The following is a 22,000-nucleotide window of genomic DNA, read 5'->3' on the forward strand; positions in this document are numbered from 1 at the left end:
GGCCTAACGGGACTGTAGTCTGCACCCTTTGCCCGGTCGGCGGCCGTTCAGAGATATTTCCCGATTTTCCTGCCGACGGCGAGGAAGCGCAGCGGATTGAGCGCCTCGCCGTTGTGGCGGATCTCGTAGTGGAGATGCGGCCCGGTCGAGCGGCCGCTGCTGCCAGTCCGGCCGATCACGTCGCCGGCCTCGAGCTTCTGTCCGACCGAAACCAGTATATTGCTCAGATGCCCGTAGCGGGTGGTGAAGCCTTGCCCGTGGTCGACTTCCACCATGCGCCCGTAGCCGCCGTTCCAACCGGCCTTGACCACGACGCCCGCCGCCGTGACCCTTGCCGGCATGCCGACGGGAGCGCGGAAATCCATTCCCGAATGCAGGGCGGCCGTGCCGAGCAGCGGATCCGTGCGCACGCCGAACGGGCTGGTGACGGCATGGCCCGGCGCCGGGTTGACGAGCGGCAGCCGCCGCGCCTCCTGCTTCAGGCCGTCGAGCGCGTCGAGCGCTTCGTCAAGCTCCTTCACCTTGGTGTCGAACATGGCCGATGGATCGATCGGCACCAGAGGCCCGCCGACATCGGTTTCTTCCGCTTTGCCGAAATTGGCATCGACCGGCAGGCCGGCCGCCTGCAGCGTTTCCTTGATGGCGTCGGCATTCTCATATGCGGTATCGGCCAGCCGGGTCAGGCGCTCGATCTGGTCGGTCTCGATGGTGCGCAGCGAGCGGTTGATGGAGGCGAACAGCTTGTCGGCGCGGTCGGCCGAGGCTTCGTCTGCCGCGGTCCCGCCGCGCGTGGACCAGAAGGAGAAGGGCTTGGCGCTGCCGGCCGCAAGGCCGGCGAGCTGCGGGGCGGCGATGCTTCCCGTGGTCAGTTCCGCGCTCGTGTCGGGCTTGCCCGCCGGCTCGGACGCGGGATCGGCCGGGATTGCGCCGACCTCGCTTTCGGCCCGCTCCAGCAGCGGCCCGAGCCGTCCGTGCCTTTCGCTGAGCTTGGTCTGCCGGTCCAGCAATTCGCTGACCTTCGTTTCCATGACCTGCTGGTCGAGAAGCTGGCGGCTGGTGATGCGGTCGACCTGCGCGCGCAGGGCCGAGATCCGGTCCTCATAGGCCTGCTGGATGCGGGTCTGCCTGGCGCTAGCCGCGCCGATCAGGTCGTCGCGGAAGACCAGATAGGAGGTCGCCAGAAGATAGCCGACCGCCACGGCGGCGAGGGCGGAACCGGCAGCGGCCGCGACCCAGGGGCGTACGGTGAAATGCCGGATTTCGTCGCCGCGGGCGATGATGACGGTGTGGGGTTCCTTGCGCTTGCCGAAGACCGCGGACTGTCCGGATGCGTTCACGGGACGAAGCTTTCGTTTGCACTATCGACGACCGCCCGATTACAACCTGTTAAGGTTAACAAAGCTTTTCGGGTTGCAGGCGGCGCGCGCGCAAACGTCGGAAAAAAGGGACTTTTCCGGGTCAGAGAGTCTTGGCGGCCTCGAGCACGGCTTCCGCGTGCCCCTTGACCTTCACCTTGCGCCAGATGCGGGCGATGCGTCCGTCCGGCCCGATCAGGAAGGTGGCGCGCTCGACGCCCATATAGGTGCGGCCGTAAAGCTTCTTTTCGACCCAGAGCCCGTAGGCTTCGATGACCTTGCGCTCCTCGTCAGCGACAAGATCGACGCCGAGCGCGTGCTTGGCCTTGAATTTGTCATGTTTTCGGGTGCTGTCGGGAGAGAGGCCGATGACGACGGTGCCGGCCTTCTTGAAATCGGGCAAGAGCCGGCTGAAGTCGATCGCCTCCGCGGTGCAGCCGGGCGTATCGTCCGCCGGATAGAAGTAGAGGACCACCGGTTTGCCTTTCAGGCCGGAGAGGCGGACTGAACCGCCTCCGTCCCGCGGAAGGTCGAAATCGGGCGCCGGATCGCCCAGGTCGAGATCAGCCATGTGCCGTGTCCTGTTTGAGGTTACGCGCGGGAAGGCACCGTTATAAGGTCGGATGGGGATTCGTCCACAGCCCGACCGGCGAAGCGGCAGGCAATACCGGACAGGCAACACCCGATAGGGCAACACGGAAGATTAGTTGGTCAAGGAACCGGCGCGGCACGAAAAGATCAGGTTCAGGCGCGAGGAGATCGTCGATCTTGGTGCCATGCCTTCCGCCTGCGCGGTGCCGCCGCTCGGCAAGGCCGCCTTCCGTCGTCGGGCGCGTCTGCTCGGCCGGCTGGCGCTCGGCGCGGGCGCGCTGGTGCTGTTGCTGGCGGCCTGCGTCTACCTCATCGGCGTTTCCGGGATCGGATCGGAGCGGCTTCGCGCCGAAGCCGAGCACGCGATCGAGCAGATGGCCGGCTTCGATGTCAAGGTCGCGCTCGGCCCCGCCCGCCTGACGCTGGACGGATCGAGTTTCCTCGCTCTCGAAGTCCGCGATGTCCGGCTGGTGACGTCGGCCGACAAGCCGATGGCGGAGGCGGGGGCGGTTCGTTTCGGCGTCCGGCTCGTGCCGCTTCTGTCCGGCCAGGTCCGCCTGACCAGCGCGCGCATATCGGACGGGCGTTTCTTTGCCGATGGGATGCCCTCGAAGGGGGGCGATTGGGCGCAGGACCTGCGCAACGCCGACGGGCTGATCGATCCCGACAAGGTGTTGGCCGCCGTGTTCACGGGCGTGCGCGGGGCGCTGGACGCCGTGCGGCTGGATTCGCTGCGCGAGATGCGCCTGCAAAGGGTCGCTTTCCTGCTGCCGGGAGACGCCGCCGTCAAACGCATCGACATCGAGCAGGCGACCATCTCGCAAAGCGGGCGCGACCGCATCGAATTTTCCACCGACGCCGCACTGGACGGCCGCACGATCACCATCGATGCCGCTGCGGCGCGCGATCCGCAAAGCCGGCGCGTGACCCAGCTCAACGCCGAGCTGCAGGCGGACGCGGCGGATGATTCCGGCAAGGCTGACGACAGCCGGCTCGGCGCCCTGTCGCTGCGACTGTCCGGTTCCGAAGGGCAGGGCGATGCGGCGACGAAACTCACCGTCAGTGCGGCGGCGACTGGCTCGGCGATCGATCTCGGGCCGCGCGAAGGGCTCATGGAAGCCGATGTCGGGCTGGACGCGACGCTGGAAAGCGGCGCCGGCAAGATCTCCGTCGACCGCCTCCGCGTGACCAGCGGCCGCTCGACCTTCGATTTCGAAGGCTCCGTCGGGCCGAAGCCGCGCGAGGGCGCGGCCGGCGAGGAGCCGTCCTACCGCTACGATCTGGTCAGCAACGGCTCCACGCTGGCGCCGGTCGAATCGCCGGAGCCCGCGCTGAACCTCATCGCCCGCGTGGCCGGCACGTTCGGCACGGTCAGCCACAAGCTGCGGGCCGACACCATCGCCGTGAACACCGGCAACGACGGCGGCGTCCTGGGCACGGCTCAACTGGAGTTCGCCGGCAGCGGTTCGCCGGGCATCTCGCTGGCCCTGAACGTGCACGACATGCCGGTTTCGCATGTGAAGCAGCTTTGGCCCTGGTTCTCGGCCCATGGCGCGCGCAAATGGGTGCTGGAAAACGTGTTCGGCGGACAGGTCTCCGAGGCGGAACTGCAGTTCCAGGTGGCGCCCGGCCGCCTCGGCAACGGCGTGCCGCTCGACGAGCGCGAGGTGTTCGGCCGGTTCGATCTGGCCGGCGCGCGTTTCGACACCGCGGGCCGCATACCGCCGGTGCGCGACGCGATCGGCGCGGTGGAATTCCACGGCAACGATGTCGATATCTCGCTGAAATCCGGCACGGTCTTCATGCCGAGCGGCCGCACGGTGGCGGCTAGCAACGGCACGTTGAAGGTGCAGAACGCCAACGTCCCGCCGGTGATCGGCGCGCTCGACATCGACGTTGCCGGCGAGGCGCCGGCGATCGCCGAACTCGCCTCCTACGAGCCGATCAACGCCATGCGCCATGTCGGCATGCAGCCGGAGGAACTGACCGGCACGGTGACCGGCAACGTCAAGGCCGACATCCCCCTGCAGTCGGGAGTGGACAGCGACAAGCTCGGCTGGCTGGTGGCGCTGGACTACAAGGGGCTGTCGCTGGCCAAGCCGGTGGACGGCCAGATCGTCACCGAGGCGGACGGCTCCATAACCGTCGATCCTGAAAAGGCGGTGATCGGCGCCCATGCCCGCCTCAACGGCATTCCGGCGGAAGTCGACCTGGTCGAGCCGCTCGAAGCCGACGGCCCGCCCCGCAGCCGCAAGGTGGCGCTGGTCATCGACGACAGGACGCGCGAAGCCTTCATGCCCGGTCTGTCGGCGCTCGTTTCGGGCACCGTGAAGGTAGCGCTCGACAAGCAGGAGGACGGCACCCAGAAGGTGACCGCCGACCTCACCGGCACGAAGCTGACCATTCCGTGGGCCGGCTGGACCAAGGGGGCCGGCGTGCCGGCCAACATGTCCTTCAGCATGGTCAAATCCGGCGCCACGACCACGCTTTCCGAATTCGACCTGTCCGGCAAGAGTTTTTCCATCGACGGCAATGTGGTGCTTTCGGGCGCGGCTCTCCAGTCGGCCTCCCTGAGCAGGGTCCAGTTGAACCGCGGCGACGACGTCGCCGTCTCGGTGAAGCGGTCCGGAAAGTCATACGCCGTCAGGATCAGCGGCAACGCCCTCGATGCCCGCTCGCTCATCAAGCAGTTCATGTCGGACGCAGACACCGCCACCAAGGAAACCGGCGGCGGCGGCATATCCGTCAGCGCCGACGTCAAGAGGCTGACCGGCTTCCATGGCGAGCAGCTTTCCGGCCTGTCGCTGGACTACAGCGCCAACGGCTCGAAGCCCGACGGCCTGACGGCCAGCGCGACGGCGAGTTCAGGCGGTGCGATCACCGTTTCGAACCGGGCGGAAAGCGGGAACCGCACGTTGCGCATGAAGTCGGCCGACGCCGGCGCCATCCTTCGCTTTCTGGACCTCTACGAGCACATGCAGGGCGGCGGCATCGCTCTGGCCTTGGCCGGCAGCGGCTCGGGGCCGTTGCGCGGCAGCGTGGACGCGCGCGACTTCATGATCGTGAACGAGCCGAAGCTCGCCTCCATCGTCTCCACCGCGCCGGCCGGCGACGACCGCAGCCTTAATCAGGCGGTGAAGGGCAATATCGACACGGCCAAGGTGCAGTTCGAGCGCGGCTATGCCGAAATCGAGAAGGGCGGCGGCTATCTGAAGCTCGCCCAGGGCGTGCTGCGTGGCCCGCTCATCGGCACCACCTTCCAGGGCACGCTATACGACCAGAACGACAACATGGACATCACCGGCACCTTCATGCCGGCCTATGGCCTCAACCGCATCTTCGGCGAATTGCCGATCGTCGGGGCGCTGCTGGGCAACGGCCGCGACGGTGGGCTGATCGGCGTCACCTACCGGCTGAAAGGCGACGCCAACAAGCCCGACCTGCACATCAACCCGCTGTCGGCGATCGCGCCGGGCATCTTCCGCTCGATCTTCGAGTACAGGTGAGGGGGCACTTCGGCGGGAAGCGATCGATGTCAGCCTATGTATATATCCTGGCATCCAAGAAGGACGGAACGCTCCATACCGGGGTTTACAGCCGATCTTGGGAGACGGGGGTTCGAACACAAACAAGAGTTGTACGGCGCAATGGGGTGGTAGGCCGCAGGACAAGCGTCATCCCCGCCAAGCACGAGCGATAGCGATGTGCGCGAGCCGGGATCCATTCCGTGACTTTGCGGGCGTTCCGGAATGGATCCCGGCTCTTCCTCGCTTTGCTTCGCTCGGCCGGGATGGCGTTGGTCTATTGACGGCCAGCCCTCAGGCAGGCCGCACCAGGATGTGTTTTTTCTTGCCCAGAGAAAGCTTTACCGCGTTTTCCGGACTCAGGTCCTGAAGCGTGACCATGCGCCGCTCGTCCGTCACCGGCTCGTCGTTGAGGCGCACCGCGCCGCCTTGCACATGCCGGCGCGCCTCGCCGTTGGAGCCGGCGAGCCCGGCCTTCACGAACAGGGCAAGCAGGCCGATCCCTGCCTCCAACTCGCCGCGGGCGATCTCGACGCTCGGCAGCGTGTCGGCGGTCACGCCCTGCTCGAAGGTCTGGCGCGCCGTTTCCGCCGCCTGTTCCGCAGCTTCGCGACCGTGCAGCATCGCGGTCACTTCCGTCGCCAGCACCTTCTTGGCCTCGTTGATCTCGGCCCCGCCCAGCGCCGCCAGCTTGGCGATCTCGGCGAGCGGCAGGGTGGTGTAGAGCTTTAGGAAGCGGCCGACGTCGGCGTCCTCGGTGTTGCGCCAGTACTGCCAGAAATCATAGGGGCTCAGCAGGTCCGGGTTGAGCCAGACCGCGCCGCTCAGCGACTTGCCCATCTTCGCGCCCGAGGCGGTGGTGAGCAGCGGCGTCGTCAGCGCATAGAGCTGCGGCGTGCCCAGCCGGTGGCCGAGGTCGATGCCGTTGACGATGTTGCCCCACTGGTCGGAGCCGCCCATCTGCAGCCGCACGCCGTAGCGCCTGTTCAGCTCCACGAAGTCGTAGGCCTGCAGGATCATGTAGTTGAATTCCAGGAAGGAGAGCGACTGGTCGCGGTCCAGCCTCAGCTTCACGGAATCGAACGAAAGCATGCGGTTGACCGAAAAATGCTGGCCCACGTCGCGCAGGAATTCGAGATAGTTGAGCGGCAGGAGCCATTCGGCGTTGTTGGCCATCAGCGCGTCGCGCGGGCCGTCGCCGAAGGTCAGATAGTTGGAAAACACCCGCTTGATGCCGTCTATGTTCGACTGGATGGTCTCGGGCGTCATCAGCTTGCGCGCCTCGTCCTTGAAGGACGGGTCGCCGACCATGCCGGTGCCGCCGCCCATCAGCGCGACCGGACGATGCCCGGTCTGCTGCATCCAGTAGAGCATCATGATCTGGATCAGCCCGCCGGCATGAAGGCTGGAGGCCGTCGGGTCGAAGCCGATATAGGCCGTCACCACCTCCTTGGCGAACAGGTCGTCGAGGCCGCTTTCATCCGAAATCTGATGGATGAAGCCGCGCTCGCTCATGATGCGCAGGAAGTCGGACTTGAAGGCGGACATCATTCTTTTCCCGAAGAGCGCCGGCAATCACGCCGGCATGGCAAGTGTGATGCCGCGCGTTTAGCATCTGCGGGCGAGGAATCACAAGGACGGCGAACCGGATGGGCATGATCTGCGCGATCGGGCTGATGAGCGGCACTTCCATGGACGGCATCGACCTGGCCATGCTGCGCACGGACGGCGAGGGCCGTGTCGAGCGCGGGCCGGCATTCTTCGTGCCCTACGAGGCGGATTTCCGCCGCCGCATCGAAATGGGTCTCGAAACGGCCAAGCGCATAGAACGGCGCGACGAGCGCCCCGGCGACCTCGCCGCGCTGGAGCATGACCTGACATTGCGCCATGCCGAGGCGGTCAAGGCCTTCCTGCAGGGAGCCGCGACCGGTTGGGGCAAGCCGGAGGTGGTCGGCTTCCACGGCCAGACGGTGCTGCATCGTCCGCAGATCGGCCTGACGGTCCAGCTTGGCGACGGGGCACTGCTCGCCTCGAACACCCGCCTGCCGGTCGTCTACGACATGCGCGCCAACGACATGGTCCATGGCGGGCAGGGCGCGCCGCTGGTGCCGGCCTATCACGCCGCGCTGGCGCGCGGCCTGCCGCAGCCCTACGCGCGGCGATATCCGGTCGTCTTCGTCAATATCGGCGGCATCTCCAACATCACCTATGTGCCGGAGGCGGGTGATCCGGTTGCTTTCGATACCGGGCCCGGCAATGCTCTGATCGATCAATGGGTGGCGCGCGAGGCCGGCATTCCCTATGATTCCGGCGGCGCGATCGCCAGCGAGGGCGGCATCGTGGCGCAGGTCGTCGCCCGCTATCTCGAAAAGCCGTTCTTCGAAAAGTCCGGCCCCAAATCTCTGGACCGCAACGATTTCACGCTGGCCGAGGCGCAAGGCATGGACCTCGCGGACGGCGCGCGCACGCTGGCAGCCGTATCGGCCGAGGCGATCCTGAAATCGGTCGAGCATCTGCCGGCGCCGCCGAAGCTGTGGATCGTCTGCGGCGGCGGGCGCAAGAACCCGCATATCGTGGCCGACCTGCGCGCGGGCGCGGCAAGGATGGGGGCGCAGGTCGCCCTGGCCGAGGACGTCGGCATGGACGGCGACGCCACCGAGGCGGAAGCCTGGGCGTATCTTGCGGTGCGCTCGCTGGCCGCCCGGCCGCTGACCTTCCCGACCACGACCGGCTGCGACGAAGCCGTCAGCGGCGGCGTGCTGGCAAAACCTTGATGCCCGGCGCCCGGCTGCTTGCCTCCTTCATGCCGGTGGCGTATTAGGCCGCACTTCTGGGGGAATGAAATCCAGCATCCTGTTCGGACCGTCCACGGACTTCCGACCACGGCCGCATCGCGGAACCCGACACGAAATGGCGACACCGTCTGAACCTCCACCGGCGACATCCATCGTCATTCCCTGCAAGAACGAGGCGGAGAACCTGCCCCTCTTGCTGGACGAGATCGCCGCCGCCATGCAGGGGCGTGACTTCGAGGTCATCGTCGTGGACGACGGTTCCACCGATGCGACGCCGGCCGTGCTGGCCGCGCAGGCTGCCGGCCGCCCGTTTCCGGTCCGGCACCTGAGGCACGAGAAATCCTGCGGGCAGAGCCTTGCCGTGCGTTCCGGCGCCTGGGCCGCGCGCGGCGACATCGTCGCCACCATCGACGGCGACGGCCAGAACGATCCGCAATACATCCCGGTCCTGATCGACGCGCTGGTCGCGGCCGGGCCGCGGACGGGTGCCGCGCAGGGCCAGCGCTTCAAGCGGCGGGACTCCAAGGCCAAGCAGCTTGCCTCGCGCTTCGCCAACTGGCTGCGAAACGCCATCCTGCACGACGAGACGCGCGACACCGGCTGCGGGCTGAAGGCCGTGCGCACCGACGTTCTGCGCAAGCTGCCTTTCTTCGACGGCACGCACCGTTTCGTGCCGGCGCTGGTCATCCAGGAAGGGTTCGCGGTCGTCCATTGCGACGTGCTCGACCGTTCGCGCCGCCACGGAAAATCCAACTACGGCATCTTCGACCGCGGCCTTCAGGGCGCGCTGGATCTCATCGGTGTGTGGTGGCTGCGGCGTCGGCGACGGCGCATGCCCAAGGTAGAGGAAATCAGGCATGGATAGTACGCTCCAGCATCTGATGGACTGGCTGCATCAGGTCTTCATCCAGCAATTCGACGGCTGGGTTCTGCTCGGCTTCGTGGCGCAGTTCTTCTTCACCATGCGCTTCGTCGTGCAATGGCTGGCGTCCGAGCGCGCCAAGCGCTCGGTGGTGCCCATCGCCTTCTGGTTCTTCTCGCTGTTCGGCGGCGGGCTGCTGCTGCTCTACGCCATCCAGCGGCGCGACCCGGTGTTCATCGCCGGGCAGGGGCTGGGCCTGCTCATCTATGTCCGCAACCTGTGGCTCATCGCCAACGAGCGCAGGGCCGCCATGGCCAAGGTGGACTGACGGTCGGCCCGTGATCGCTCGCGCTCGCCTCGCTACGCCCCTCTGGCCTGCCGGCCATCTCCCGCTTGAAGGGGGAGATCGGCAGCCTTGGCGCCGGCGCCCCTCTTGCGGCGCTGAAGTTTGGCGAAATCGGAGCGGTCTATCGATCTCCTCCCTTGAGGGGGAGATGGCCGGCAGGCCAGAGGGGGGCGCTGGCCATATTTCCAGCCCGGAGCATGGCGAGGGGCGATGAAGACGCGGTATCTCCTGCTTTTCCTGTTCAGCCTGCTGCTTTCGGCGTCGGGGCTGGCCAGCCTGCCGGTGGTCGATCGCGACGAGGCGCGCTTCGTGCAGTCCACCAAGCAGATGGCCGAAACCGGAAACTACATCGACATCCGCCTCCAGGAGCAGACCCGCTACAAGAAGCCCATCGGCATCTACTGGCTGCAATCCGCCGCCGTGACATTGAGCGGCAAGGGCGCCGAAGCGCCGATCTGGGTCTACCGGCTGGTTTCGGCGCTGGGCATCGCGCTTTCGGTGCTGGCGGTGGCCTGGACGGGCGCGCGCCTGTTCGGCGCGGATGCGGGCATGGCCGCGGGCCTGGTCGTCGCCGCCCTGTTCGCCACCGCGTTCGAGGGGCGCATCGCCAAGACGGACGCCATGCTGCTTGCCTGCTGCGTGGCCGCGCAGGGCGCGTTGGCGCAGATTTACGTCGCCGCCCGCCGCAAGGAGGCGTCGGCCGGCTGGCTGCCCTGGCTGTTCTGGGCGGCGCAGGGCGCCGGCATCCTGATAAAGGGGCCGATCACGCCGCTGCTCTCCGCCCTGACGGTGCTGACCCTGTTCGCCTTCGAACGCGACGGGCGCTGGCTGAAACGGCTGAAGGCCGGATGGGGCATCCTTCTCGTGGCGATCATCGTGCTGCCCTGGCTGGCGCTGATCACCTTCAAGAGCGGCGGCGCCTTCTGGCAGGAGGCGGTGGGCAAGGACATGCTGGGCAAGGTCGCCAGCGGCGAGGAATCGCACGGCCTGCCGCCGGGCTTCTACGTGCTCACCTATTCGCTGTTCATGTGGCCCTTCGGCCTGGCGGCGGTGGGGGCGGCGCTGACCGCGCTCAACCATGTGCGCGAGGACTACCGGCTGCGCTTCTGCCTGGCCTGGTACATCCCGTTCTGGCTGGTGTTCGAACTGATCCCGACCAAGCTGCCGCATTACGTGCTGCCGGCCTATCCGGCCGTCGCGCTGCTGATCGGCTGGCTGCTGGTGGCGCCGGCCGGAACGGCGCAGGAGCCGTTGAAGATCTGGCAGAAATGGCTCTGGTGGGCGACGGCCTTCGGCCTCGCCGTGGTGACGCTGGGGTTGGCCGCCGTCTCGATCGGCGCGCCGCTTTATCTCACGAAATCCTTCAATTTCTGGTCCATTCCCGCCGCCGTCGCCCTGCTTCTCGCCGGCTGGCTGGCTTTTCCGCGCGGAGGGCGGATGCCGCTCAACCGCATCGGCGCGGTAGCCGCCTCGGCGGGCATCGGCTATGCGCTGCTGTTCGGCGTCATCGCGCCGTCCTTGCAGCCGATCTGGCTGAGCCCGAGGATCGTGACGGCGATGCAGCTGTACAAGCCTTGCGAGAACTCGGTTCTGGCCGCATCCGGCTATCAGGAGCCGAGCCTGGTGTTCCTGGCCGGCACCGATACGGTCCTGACCGATACACAGGGCGCCGGGAAGCATCTCCTGTCCGATCCGAACTGCGCCATGGCGCTGGCGCCAATCGCCGAGGAGGCGCAACTCACGCAGGAACTGGCGGCGCAGGGCAAGAAGGCGGTGCGCGTAACCGAGATCGACGGCATCAACTATTCGTCCGGGAAGACGATGTCGCTGGGGCTCTACCGTGCCTCCGGCCAGTGAAGCGGGGCGGTCTGCCCCGGCTTCCGCCGCAATGGCGCGCTCCCTTGGCAATCTGCGCGACACGCTGCGCATCCTGCGCCACCGCTTCGACCGCCGCCCGGCCTCCTACCCGAAATTGCCGTGGCTGGCATGGATCGCGATGGTCGCGGCGCTGACGGCCTTCGGCGCGTTCTTTCTCGATGATTTAGCGGGCCGGCAGGTACGGGATCTGCCGCAGATCATCGAAACGCTGGCGAATGTCTTCACCGTGCTGGGACTGGGGCAATGGTACCTGCTGCCGCCCCTGGCATGGCTGCTGGTGGCCAACCAGATCGACTGGCGCGGCCTTTCGCGCGAACGCCTGGCGGCCGCCTACAACAGGACCTGCCTGGCCTTTTTCATATTGGCCGCCGTCGGCCTGCCCGGATTGGCCGCCAATCTGGTGAAACTCGTCGTCGGACGGGCGCGCCCGCCGCTTTTCGCCGAGCTTGGCGCGTTTTCCTTCCATCCCTTCAGGGCGGGCTACATGTATGTGTCCTTCCCGTCGGGTCATGCGACCACGATGGGGTCGCTGGCGGCCGTGCTGATGCTGCTGTTCCCTCGCGCGAAATATGCGCTGCTGGCTCTGTGCGCCTGCATCGCCTCGACGCGCGTCTTCGTCGGCGCGCATTATCCCAGCGATACGATCGCCGGCTTCGGGCTCGGTTTCGGGCTGGCGCTGCTGGTTGCGCTGGTCTTTGCCCGGCTGGGCTTCCTGTTCCGGTCGGGTGCGGCCGGCCTGCCGGTGCTGCGCGAGACGTTATGGGCGCATCGGCCCGGCAAGGCCGTCTATTCCCGCGCGCCTGCTTCCGGCGCGAGGAACGGGACGCGATCGCTCAGCTAGTCGGCTGCGGTCCGTGGTCGCGCACCAGCCCGGCCATTTCGGCATCGTCCTGGCCGGATTGCGCCTCCAGCCCTTCGATCACGCCGGCACGGTCGGAGGCGGGCCGGTTCTGGCTGACCTTCCACTTGCCGTGGATTTCGGCGATCTCGATCTCCAGTCCGACGATGCCCTTGATCTGCGACTGGATGAACGCGGCCGGCGCGTCCGTCACCGCCCACGGCGCTTCGCGGCGGCTTTCGTGGAACGAGGTCAGGTCGTGAATCTGGTCGGCCAGCCAGTCGCCGTCCTCGATCACGCGCACCGTGCCGCGCACCTGCACCATGGCGTAGTTCCAGGTCGGCACGACCTTGCCGGTTTCACGCTTGGTCGCATACCAGGACGGCGTGATGTAGCTGTTGACGCCCTGGAACACGACCAGCACGGGCGCGGACGGGTTCTCGGCCAGCATGCGCCATTGCGGATTGGCCTTGGCCAGGTGGGCGCGCAGGCGCCCATGCGGGCCGACGCTTTCGTCCAGCAGGAAGGGCAGGGCGTTGGCGAACGGCTCGTCCGCCCGCGCCGACACCAGCAGGCCGAGCGGATGCGCCCGGATCAGCGCATGAAGAACCTCCCGGCGGGTTTCCTGGAAAAGAGGAGGTTCGTACATGGCGGCCGCTGCCTTATTTCAGCCGCTTCGGCCGTGGGTCGGACAGTTCGCCGGCCAGCCGCCGGTCGAGATAGTCCGCGCATTCTTCCAGCAGAAGCTCGGCGTCGTTGGCGAAGAAATGGTTGGCGCCGGGCAGGATCTTCTGGGTGATGGTTATGCCCTTCTGCGTGTGCAGCTTGTCCACCAGGCCCTGCACGTCCTTGGCCGGGGCCACCTTGTCGGCATCGCCATGGATGATGAGGCCGGACGACGGACACGGCGCCAGGAACGAGAAATCATAGGTGTTGGGCTGCGGCGCGATGGAGATGAAGCCCTCGATCTCCGGCCGGCGCATCAGCAATTGCATGCCGATCCACGAGCCGAAGGAATAGCCCGCCACCCAGCAGCTCTTGGAGTCCGGATGCAGCGACTGCACCCAGTCCAGCGCCGCTGCGGCGTCCGACAATTCGCCCGTGCCGTGGTCGAATTCGCCCTGGCTGCGGCCGATGCCGCGGAAATTGAAGCGCAGCGTGGTGAAGTTGCGCTTCTGGAACATGTAGAAGAGGTCGTAGACGATCTTGTTGTTCATCGTGCCCCCGAACTGCGGGTGCGGGTGCAGGATGAGGGCGATCGGCGCGCTCTTTTCCTTGGAGGGCTGGTAGCGTCCCTCAAGGCGTCCGGCCGGACCGGCGAAAATGACCTCTGGCATCAATAACTCCACTTGCGTACATTCTAACGGGCGCCGGTCGGAACAATCCTGCCGTCCGGGCTCCGGGCCTTGACGGCGGACGAACGGCTTCCTAGAAGGAAGCCAGTTTAGAATTGTTCAAAACTCGGTGGTAACGGCTCGCGCTTTTCCACCTGTGCCGCAAAACGCGTAGATAGGACGGCTCGCCTTGGAATTTCAAGGAAATAACGCGCCGTCCTCGCAAAGCGGCTCGTAAAGGGAACCGCCCGATCAAAATGGCCGTCGAACGCGCCTATCTCGACCACAATGCCAGCGCGCCGCTGCTCGAAGCGGCGCGTGCGGCGGTGGTCGCGGCGCTGGAGACGGCGGCCAACCCGTCCTCGGTTCACAGCGAAGGCCGCGCCGCGCGCCGGCTGGTCGAGGACGCGCGCCGCGACGTGGCCGCGCTGGTCAACGCCAAGGCCGCGCATGTGGTCTTCACCTCGGGCGCCACCGAAGCCGCATCCACCCTGCTGACGCCGGACTGGCGCATGGGCCGGGGCCCGCTGCGCATGGGCCGGCTCTATGTCTGCGAAGCCGACCATCCCTGCCTCCTGTCCGGCGGCCGCTTTGCGCCCGAACGGGTGACGCGGATCGGCGTGGACGGCGAGGGGCTGCTCAGGCTCGACCAACTGGAGGCAGCGCTGGCCGGGCACGACGGGGCCGACGGGCTGCCGCTGGTGGCGGTCCACGCCGCCAACAACGAGACCGGCGTGATCCAGCCGCTGGAGCGCATCGCCGGGATCGTCAGGGCGGCAGGCGGCGTTCTGGTGCTCGATGCGGTGCAGACGGCGGGGCGCATTCCGCTCGACATGTCAGTGCCTTGCGCCGATTATCTGATTCTCTCCTCGCACAAGATCGGCGGCCCGAAGGGCGCGGGCGCCATCGTCGCGGCCTCGGACCTGATGATGCCCGCGCCGTTGATTGCGGGCGGCGGTCAGGAGAAGGGCCATCGCGCCGGTACGGAGAATCTTCCCGCGATCGCCGGTTTCGGCGCTGCCGCGCGCGCGGCGCTGGCGGGACTGGCCGGCATGGAGGCCGTGCGGGCCCGGCGCGACGAGATCGAGGGCATCGTGCTTTCGCTGGTGCCCGACGCTGAAATCTTTGGACGCGGCGCGCTGCGTCTTGCCAATACGAGCTTCTTCGCTATTCCGGGGCTGAAGGCCGAGACGGCGCAGATCGCCTTCGATCTGGCCGGCGTGGCGCTGTCGGCCGGGTCGGCCTGCTCGTCCGGCAAGGTGGGGCCGAGCCATGTGCTGAAGGCCATGGGCCGCGGCGAGGGGCTTGGCGCGCTGCGCGTTTCGATCGGCGCGGCAACGGGCGCGAAGGAGATCGACCTGTTCAGGGCGGCGCTGGCGGGCATCGCCGCGCGCCGGACAGGCAGGGAGGAAGCCGCCTGAGGGCGGCGGATGCGGGCTTCGGCCTGGTAGAGCCGTGCGACTTTTCTGGCCGGTGCATTTGCGGCCCGGACGCACTATATGGGACTTACGCCGCCGAATAAGGCCTCTGGCCTGCGGTGCCATAGTTTGAAAACGGCCGGGCCTTGACCCCGGCATGGATGGAGAACGCTGATGCCTGCCGTGCAGGACACGATCGATCGGGTCCGTAAGATCGACGTTGACCAATATAAATATGGCTTCGAGACAGAGATCGAGACCGAAAAGGCGCCCAAGGGCCTTTCGGAGGACATCATCCGTTTCATCTCCGCCAAGAAGAACGAGCCGGACTGGATGCTGGAATGGCGCCTTGGCGCCTATCGCCGCTGGCTGACGCTGGAGGAGCCGACCTGGGCGCGCGTCGAGTATCCGAAGATCGATTTCAACGACATCTACTACTACGCCGCGCCGAAGAACCAGTCGGGGCCGAAGTCGCTGGCAGAGGTCGATCCCGAGCTGCTCAAGACCTATGAGAAGCTGGGCATCCCGCTGAAGGAGCAGGAAATCCTGGCCGGCGTGAAGAAGGCCGCCCCGGCCGAGGGCGACGACGCGCTCGAAGCCGACAGCGACAATGTCTACAAGTCCGGCCGGGTGGCGGTGGACGCCGTGTTCGATTCCGTCTCGGTCGTCACCACCTTCAAGGAAGAGCTGGCCAAGGCCGGCGTCATCTTCTGCTCGATCTCGGAAGCGATCCGCGAGCATCCGGAGCTGGTGAAGAAATATCTCGGCTCCGTCGTGCCCACGACCGACAATTTCTACGCTACGCTGAATTCGGCGGTGTTCACCGACGGCTCGTTCGTGTTCGTGCCGAAGGGCGTGCGCTGCCCGATGGAGCTTTCGACCTATTTCCGCATCAACGAGAAGAACACCGGCCAGTTCGAGCGCACGCTTATCATCGCCGAGGAGGGGGCTTACGTCTCCTATCTCGAGGGCTGCACCGCGCCGCAGCGCGACGAGAACCAGCTTCACGCCGCCGTGGTGGAGCTGATCGCGCTGGACGATGCCGAGATCAAATATTCGACCGTGCAGAACTGGTATCCGGGCGACGCCGAAGGCAAGGGCGGCATCTACAATTTCGTCACCAAGCGCGGCGACTGCCGCGGCCACCGCTCCAAGATTTCCTGGACGCAGGTGGAGACCGGCTCGGCCATCACCTGGAAATATCCGTCCTGCATCCTGCGCGGCGACGACAGTCAGGGCGAGTTCTATTCCATCGCGGTCTCGAACGGCTACCAGCAGGTCGACAGCGGCACCAAGATGATCCATCTCGGCAAGAACACCAGAAGCCGGATCATCTCCAAGGGCATCGCGGCCGGCTTCAGCCAGAACACCTATCGCGGCCAGGTCTCGGCGCACCGCAAGGCCACCAATGCGCGCAACTTCACCAATTGCGACTCGCTGCTGATCGGCGACCAGTGCGGCGCGCACACGGTGCCCTACATGGAAGCCAAGAACGCGACGGCGCAGTTCGAGCACGAGGCGACCACCTCGAAGATCTCGGAAGACCAGAAGTTCTACGTCATGCAGCGCGGCATTCCGGAAGAAGAGGCCATCGCGCTCATCGTCAACGGCTTCGTCAAGGACGTCATCCAGGAACTGCCGATGGAGTTCGCCGTGGAGGCGCAGAAGCTCATCGGCATCAGCCTCGAAGGCTCGGTCGGCTGACCCAACAATTTTCAGGAAGAACAAATGCTTGAGATCAGAAACCTGCACGCCAAGATCGCCGACGAGGGCACCGAGATCATCCGCGGCCTGAACCTCACCGTGAACAAGGGCGAGGTCGCCGCCATCATGGGCCCGAACGGCTCGGGCAAGTCGACGCTGTCCTACATCCTCGCCGGCCGCGAGGACTATGAGGTCACCGAGGGCGACATCCTGTTCAACGGCCAGTCCATCCTGGAATGGGACCCGGCCGAGCGCGCCGCCGCCGGCATCTTCCTCGCCTTCCAGTACCCGATGGAGATACCGGGCGTCGCCACCATGGAGTTCCTCAAGGTGGCCATGAACGCCCAGCGCAAGGCGCGCGGCGAGGAGCCGCTCAAGGTTTCGGAGTTCCTGAAACTGGTGAAGGACGACGCCGCCTCGCTTCAGATGGACATGAAGATGCTGAAGCGGCCGCTCAATGTCGGCTTCTCCGGCGGCGAGAAGAAGCGCGCTGAAATCCTCCAGATGAAGCTTCTGGAACCGAAGCTGTGCGTGATGGACGAGACCGATTCCGGCCTCGACATCGATGCGCTGAAGATCGTGTCGGACGGCGTCAACGCGCTGCGTTCGCCAGACCGCGCCATCGTCGTCATCACCCACTACCAGCGCCTGCTGGAGCACATCGTGCCGGACACCGTGCACGTGCTCTACAAGGGCCAGATCATCAAGTCCGGCGACAAGTCGCTGGCGCTCGATCTGGAAGCCAACGGCTATGCCGGTGTCATCGGCGAGGCCGCGTGAGGGAAAGTAGATGAACATGCAGATACAACCCGCGCGCACACCGGCCGAGACGGCGCTGATCGACGCCTTCGGCGAGCGCCTTGCGCTGCTGCCGGGTGACGGCGAGGTGATGCTGAAGCGCGACGCCGCCGTGGAGGCGCTGAAGGCCGGCCTGCCGACGCGGCACGTCGAGGCCTGGCACTACACCGATCTGCGCCGCCTGCTGGCGTCCGTGCCGGCCTTCGATGCCGCTGCCGACGCCAAGCCGGTCGCTCCGCTGATCGAGGGCTCCGCGGTGTTGCCGCTGCTCAACGGCGCCGCAGGCAAGCCGGCTGCAATCGAGGGCGTCACGGTCTCGTCCGTCTCCGAAAAGCTCGGTGACGGCACCTACGCTCCGGCGCTCGGCGCCCAGGACGGCGACGATGCCATCGGCGCGCTGAACAGCGCCTTCGTGGCCGATGGCTGGCTGATGGAGATCGCCGACGGCACCGTTCTGGAAAAGCCGGTCGAGCTGCAGAACGTCCAGGCCGGTGGACAGGTGCACACGCGGCTCGCCGTCAAGGCGGGCGCGGGCGTCACCGCCACCATCGTGGAGCGCCAGACCGGCACCGGCGCCGCGCTGGTTTCCTGCGTCGACAATGTGGTGGTGGGCGAGGGCTCGAACATCACCTGGCTGATCGTGCAGGAGCAGCCGGACACGGCGACCCATCTCGGCCAGTTCAACGCCTGGATCGGCAAGGGCGCGAAACTGACGGTGTTCGTCATGAACGCCGGCGGCAAGCTGGTGCGCCAGGAGGTCCGCGTCGCCACCAAGGGCGAGGGCTGCGACTTCCAGCTGCGCGGCATCAATCTGCTCGGCGGCGACACGCATACGGACGTCACCATGGTGCTCGACCATGCCGTGCCGCATACCGGCTCGCGCGAACTGGTGCGCAACGTCGTCACCGGCAAGGCCAGGGGCGTGTTCCAGGGCCGCATCAACGTGCACCAGCACGCGCAGAAGACCGACGCCAAGATGGCCTGCAACACGCTGCTTCTGTCGGACGACGGCGAGTTCTCGACCAAGCCGGAGCTCGAAATCTTCGCCGACGACGTGCAGTGCGGACACGGCGCCACCGTCACCGAGATCAACCGCAACCATCTGTTCTACCTGATGGCGCGCGGCGTCGACGAGAAGACGGCTCGCGGCATGCTGGTGCGCGCCTTCCTCGCCGAAGTCATCGAGGAACTGGAAGACGAGGCGCTGGTGGACGCGCTGGAAGAAAAGCTCGGCGCCTGGTTCGCGGCGCATGGGTGAGTGACACAGGCGATGCTTGCGCTATTCGAACCCCCCTCTGGCCTGCCGGTCCCGGCCCTCGGCTATTCTTCTACGTCTTCGCTGGTCGTCGGCGTTGCGGAAGATGGCGCGGCGGGGCCGCTTCCGATCTCCCCCCTTGAGGGGGAGATGGCCGGCAGGCCAGAGGGGGGTGCTTCGCGCAACCTCGTGGAGCTTTGAGTATGGACCAGAAAATCTCCACCGCTCCCTACGACGTCGAGGCGATCCGTCGCGATTTCCCGATCCTGTCGCGCGAGATCTACGGCAAGCCGCTGGTCTATCTCGACAACGGCGCTTCCGCGCAGAAGCCGCAGGCCGTGCTCGACGCCGTCCAGCACGCCTACGGCATGGAATATGCCAACGTCCATCGCGGCCTGCATTTCCTGTCCAACGCCGCGACCGACGCCTTCGAGAAGGCGCGCGAGACGGTGCGCCGCTTCCTGAACGCGCCTTCGACCGACACCATCGTCTTCACCTCCAACTCGACCGCCGCCATCAACACGGTGGCCTATGGCTGGGGCATGCCGAACATCGGCGCCGACGACGAGATCGTGCTCTCCATCATGGAGCACCATTCCAACATCGTGCCGTGGCATTTCATCCGCGAGCGGCAGGGCGCGAAGCTGGTCTGGGTGCCGGTGGACGATCTCGGCGCCTTCCATATCGAGGATTTCGAAAAGAGCCTGACGGACCGGACCAAGCTCGTCGCCATCACGCATATGTCCAACGCATTGGGCACGGTGACGCCGATCAAGGAAATCTGCCGCATCGCGCATGCGCGCGGCATCCCCGTGCTGGTGGACGGCAGCCAGAGCGCGGTCCACATGCCCATCGATGTGCAGGATCTCGACTGCGACTGGTTCGTCTTCACCGGCCACAAGGTCTACGGCCCGTCGGGCGTCGGCGTGCTCTACGGCAAGAAGGAACGGCTGGAGGCCATGCGCCCCTTCATGGGCGGCGGCGAGATGATCGAGGAGGTGACGCAGGATATCGTCACCTACAACGAGCCGCCGCACCGCTTCGAGGCGGGCACGCCGCCCATCGTCCAGGCGATCGGGCTGGGCGCGGCGCTGGAATACATGGAGAAGGTCGGCCGCGACCGCATCGCCGCGCACGAGGCCGACCTGAAGACCTACGCGCACGGGCGCCTGCGGGCGATCAATTCGCTGCGCATCTTCGGCGATGCGCCCGGCAAGGGGGCCATCGTGTCCTTCGAATTGCAGGGCATCCACGCGCATGACGTGTCGATGGTCATCGACCGGCAGGGCGTGGCGGTGCGCGCGGGCACGCATTGCGCCCAGCCGCTGTTGAAACGCTTCGGCGTGACCTCCACATGCAGGGCGTCGTTCGGCATGTACAATACGCGGGCCGAGGTGGACGCGCTGGCCGATGCGCTGGAAAAGGCGCGCAAATTCTTCGGGTGATGGTGATGGAAGACGCAAGCACGCAAGATGCCGCTCCGGCCGAGACGACCCCCGTCGCGACCGGTTCCGCCTCGGCCATTCCCGCCGACGATCTGGCCCGGATCACCGACGACATCGTTTCGGCCCTGAAGACGGTCTACGATCCGGAAATCCCGGCCGACATCTACGAACTCGGCCTCATCTACAAGATCGACATCGAGGACGATCGTACCGTCAGGATCGACATGACGCTAACCGCCCCCGGCTGCCCGGTGGCCGGCGAGATGCCGGGCTGGGTGGAGAACGCGGTCGGCGCGGTGGAAGGCGTTTCCGGGGTCGAGGTCAAGATGGTGTTCGACCCGCCATGGACGCCGGACCGCATGTCGGAAGAGGCGCAGGTAGCGGTAGGGTGGTACTGAACGCCGAAAACGGAAACGGGCGCCAAGCGGCGCCCGCTCCATGTTCTACAGGAACCGCTCAGGCCCTATTCGAGGATCTGGACGACCTCCCTGGTGTCGGGGTCGACAAGCACGGTCCGGCCGTCGATGACGACATATTCGTACTGCTTCGAAAGACCGGGCGCGTCGAGCGGGGTCACGGTGATGGTGTCGGGAACTTTTTCGCCAACAACCGCGCTGTAACCTTCGGGTATCGTAACCTCGGCAGGCGGATGCTTGACGACGTATTCCTTCACGACAACCTGTTCCTGAGGTTGCAATACCACGGTTTGCGCCAAGGCGGCGGTCGTGAAGCTTGCGGCGGCGAGAGTACCGGCCAGGATAAACTTGCGGATCATTTGAACAGCCTCCTTTGTTGGCGACGACGGTTAACCCGCGATGGGGAAGGCGGTTCCCGCAAAGTGATATGTGTTACGTTCGATCACATCGGCCGGCTTGCACCCGGTGGGGTTTCTCACCATCTTGTTGAAGAGCGCCGGCCGAGTCCGGCGCCAAGGAGAATGGAATGGGACGTTTCAGCGTCATTTCATTGACGGAGCGGGCCGCCGAGCGCGTTCGCGAGATCGTCGCGACGCGCGAGAACGCGCATGGCATCCGCCTCGGCGTGAAAAAGGGCGGCTGCGCCGGCATGGAATATACGGTCGACCTGGTCACGGAACCCAGCTTGAAGGACGACCATGTCGAGCGCGACGGCGCGCATGTTTATGTCGCGCCGGAAGCCGCGCTTTTCCTGCTCGGCACCGAGATGGATTTCGAGGTGACGACCCTGCGCACCGGCTTCACCTTCCGCAATCCCAACCAGTCCTCGGCTTGCGGCTGCGGCGAGTCCGTGGAACTGAAGCCCGCCGACCTCAAGGCCCTGGCCGAAGCGCGCGGTGCGGCCTGAGGGCTGTCACTCCACCCACATGCCCGTTCTCTTGTGCCAGTCGGCGATCGATTCCTGCGGGTAGAGGTCGAATGCCTTGTCGCCCGGCCTGATGTCCGGCTCGACCCAGTTGGCCTTGTATTTCAGCATCAGATGCGTCCGTTCCTTCGGCACCGGCAGGTCGGTATCGACCGCTGAGGCGAAGGGATGCACCAGTTCGGGCCATGTCGGGTCATATAGCCACAAGGCCGATCCGCATTGCGTGCAGAAATTGCGCTCGCCGGTCGAGATTTCGCAGGCCGGGCGCTCGTCGTCCTGGATTTCCGCCCGATAGACGCCGAGCTTGTCCTTTCCGGCGATTTCCAGCGTCGCCGAATCCGCGCCCAGATTGATGGCGTATCCGCCGCCGCCCTGCTGCTTGCGGCAGATGGAGCAATAGCAGAGCTGGTAGGGAACGGGCGTATGGCTCTCCACGCTGAAGCGCACGGCGCCGCAGCGGCAGGAGCCTTTCAGCAGAAGCGGCATCTTTCAGACCTCCGAGGTTGCTGGAGCATT

At 66.2% G+C, this 22,000-nt stretch carries 20 protein-coding genes; 13 read left to right on the top strand and 7 right to left on the bottom strand.

Features of this window, described 5'->3' with window-relative positions; genetic code table 11:
• Positions 1 to 47 precede the first annotated feature (47 nt).
• Positions 48 to 1,337, bottom strand: coding sequence for a M23 family metallopeptidase (locus QU595_RS05255; RefSeq protein ID WP_315919624.1), 1,290 nt, complete (start codon positions 1,335 to 1,337; stop codon positions 48 to 50).
• A gap of 121 nt (positions 1,338 to 1,458) precedes the next feature.
• Positions 1,459 to 1,926, bottom strand: a complete 468-nt coding sequence (locus QU595_RS05260) for a peroxiredoxin (protein ID WP_315919625.1) — start codon at positions 1,924 to 1,926, stop codon at positions 1,459 to 1,461.
• Between the two features lie 136 nt (positions 1,927 to 2,062).
• On the opposite strand from QU595_RS05260, the gene QU595_RS05265 reads away from it, so the two are divergent.
• A complete protein-coding gene (locus QU595_RS05265; protein WP_315919626.1) occupies positions 2,063 to 5,452 on the top strand; it encodes a DUF3971 domain-containing protein in 3,390 nt (1,129 codons plus the stop codon).
• 312 nt (positions 5,453 to 5,764) lie between these two features.
• On the opposite strand, the gene tyrS is transcribed toward QU595_RS05265, so the two are convergent.
• Complete coding sequence (gene tyrS / locus QU595_RS05270) at positions 5,765 to 7,018, bottom strand: tyrosine--tRNA ligase (RefSeq protein WP_315919627.1); 1,254 nt, start codon at positions 7,016 to 7,018, stop codon at positions 5,765 to 5,767.
• Positions 7,019 to 7,119: 101 nt separating this feature from the next.
• Here tyrS and QU595_RS05275 point away from each other — a divergent pair, with 101 nt between their 5' ends.
• From QU595_RS05275 to QU595_RS05295, 5 genes are all read left to right on the top strand, one after another.
• The gene (locus QU595_RS05275; protein ID WP_315919628.1) at positions 7,120 to 8,244 is read left to right on the top strand and encodes an anhydro-N-acetylmuramic acid kinase; all 1,125 of its coding nucleotides are present in this window, start codon (positions 7,120 to 7,122) and stop codon (positions 8,242 to 8,244) included.
• A gap of 136 nt (positions 8,245 to 8,380) precedes the next feature.
• Complete coding sequence (locus QU595_RS05280; RefSeq protein WP_315919629.1) at positions 8,381 to 9,130, top strand: glycosyltransferase family 2 protein; 750 nt, start codon at positions 8,381 to 8,383, stop codon at positions 9,128 to 9,130.
• Entirely contained in the window at positions 9,123 to 9,455 is a 333-nt protein-coding gene (locus QU595_RS05285) for a lipid-A-disaccharide synthase N-terminal domain-containing protein (protein WP_315919630.1), read from the top strand. Before QU595_RS05280 ends, QU595_RS05285 begins: the two co-directional genes overlap by 8 nt.
• A 228-nt stretch (positions 9,456 to 9,683) precedes the next feature.
• Positions 9,684 to 11,330, top strand: a complete 1,647-nt coding sequence (locus QU595_RS05290; protein WP_315919631.1) for a glycosyltransferase family 39 protein — start codon at positions 9,684 to 9,686, stop codon at positions 11,328 to 11,330.
• Positions 11,331 to 11,361: 31 nt separating this feature from the next.
• Complete coding sequence (locus QU595_RS05295; RefSeq protein WP_315919632.1) at positions 11,362 to 12,192, top strand: phosphatase PAP2 family protein; 831 nt, start codon at positions 11,362 to 11,364, stop codon at positions 12,190 to 12,192.
• Here QU595_RS05295 and QU595_RS05300 read toward each other — a convergent pair.
• Together QU595_RS05300 and QU595_RS05305 are read right to left on the bottom strand one after the other, a co-directional pair.
• Entirely contained in the window at positions 12,185 to 12,838 is a 654-nt protein-coding gene (locus QU595_RS05300) for an FMN-binding negative transcriptional regulator (protein WP_315919633.1), read from the bottom strand. The two genes, QU595_RS05295 and QU595_RS05300, sit on opposite strands and share 8 nt — an antisense overlap.
• Positions 12,839 to 12,851: 13 nt before the next feature.
• Complete coding sequence (locus tag QU595_RS05305) at positions 12,852 to 13,526, bottom strand: alpha/beta hydrolase (protein WP_315919634.1); 675 nt, start codon at positions 13,524 to 13,526, stop codon at positions 12,852 to 12,854.
• Between the two features lie 254 nt (positions 13,527 to 13,780).
• On the opposite strand from QU595_RS05305, the gene QU595_RS05310 reads away from it, so the two are divergent.
• The 6 genes from QU595_RS05310 to QU595_RS05335 all read left to right on the top strand — a co-directional run bounded on the left by QU595_RS05310 (position 13,781) and on the right by QU595_RS05335 (position 20,541).
• On the top strand, positions 13,781 to 14,944 hold the full coding sequence (locus tag QU595_RS05310; RefSeq protein ID WP_315919635.1) for a cysteine desulfurase family protein: 1,164 nt from the start codon (positions 13,781 to 13,783) through the stop codon (positions 14,942 to 14,944).
• Between the two features lie 171 nt (positions 14,945 to 15,115).
• Positions 15,116 to 16,645, top strand: coding sequence for a Fe-S cluster assembly protein SufB (gene sufB, locus QU595_RS05315; RefSeq protein ID WP_315919636.1), 1,530 nt, complete (start codon positions 15,116 to 15,118; stop codon positions 16,643 to 16,645).
• 24 nt (positions 16,646 to 16,669) lie between these two features.
• On the top strand, positions 16,670 to 17,425 hold the full coding sequence (sufC, locus tag QU595_RS05320) for a Fe-S cluster assembly ATPase SufC (RefSeq protein ID WP_315919637.1): 756 nt from the start codon (positions 16,670 to 16,672) through the stop codon (positions 17,423 to 17,425).
• 10 nt (positions 17,426 to 17,435) lie between these two features.
• Positions 17,436 to 18,701, top strand: coding sequence for a Fe-S cluster assembly protein SufD (gene sufD, locus QU595_RS05325; RefSeq protein WP_315919638.1), 1,266 nt, complete (start codon positions 17,436 to 17,438; stop codon positions 18,699 to 18,701).
• A 200-nt stretch (positions 18,702 to 18,901) separates the two neighbouring features.
• Positions 18,902 to 20,143 carry a cysteine desulfurase gene (locus QU595_RS05330; RefSeq protein ID WP_315919639.1) on the top strand — a complete coding sequence of 414 codons (1,242 nt, stop codon included), beginning with the start codon at positions 18,902 to 18,904 and terminating at the stop codon, positions 20,141 to 20,143.
• A gap of 5 nt (positions 20,144 to 20,148) precedes the next feature.
• Positions 20,149 to 20,541, top strand: a complete 393-nt coding sequence (locus QU595_RS05335) for an SUF system Fe-S cluster assembly protein (protein WP_315919640.1) — start codon at positions 20,149 to 20,151, stop codon at positions 20,539 to 20,541.
• Between the two features lie 65 nt (positions 20,542 to 20,606).
• On the opposite strand, the gene QU595_RS05340 is transcribed toward QU595_RS05335, so the two are convergent.
• On the bottom strand, positions 20,607 to 20,918 hold the full coding sequence (locus QU595_RS05340) for a DUF1236 domain-containing protein (protein ID WP_315919641.1): 312 nt from the start codon (positions 20,916 to 20,918) through the stop codon (positions 20,607 to 20,609).
• Between the two features lie 167 nt (positions 20,919 to 21,085).
• Here QU595_RS05340 and sufA point away from each other — a divergent pair, with 167 nt between their 5' ends.
• Positions 21,086 to 21,466, top strand: a complete 381-nt coding sequence (gene sufA, locus QU595_RS05345) for a Fe-S cluster assembly scaffold SufA (RefSeq protein ID WP_315919642.1) — start codon at positions 21,086 to 21,088, stop codon at positions 21,464 to 21,466.
• Positions 21,467 to 21,472: 6 nt separating this feature from the next.
• Here the strand turns inward: sufA and QU595_RS05350 are convergent, their stop codons facing one another.
• On the bottom strand, positions 21,473 to 21,970 hold the full coding sequence (locus tag QU595_RS05350; protein WP_315919643.1) for a GFA family protein: 498 nt from the start codon (positions 21,968 to 21,970) through the stop codon (positions 21,473 to 21,475).
• Positions 21,971 to 22,000 lie beyond the last annotated feature (30 nt).

The organism is Mesorhizobium sp. SP-1A (assembly GCF_032460275.1).
In the GTDB taxonomy this organism is placed as follows: Bacteria; Pseudomonadota; Alphaproteobacteria; order Rhizobiales; family Rhizobiaceae; genus Mesorhizobium.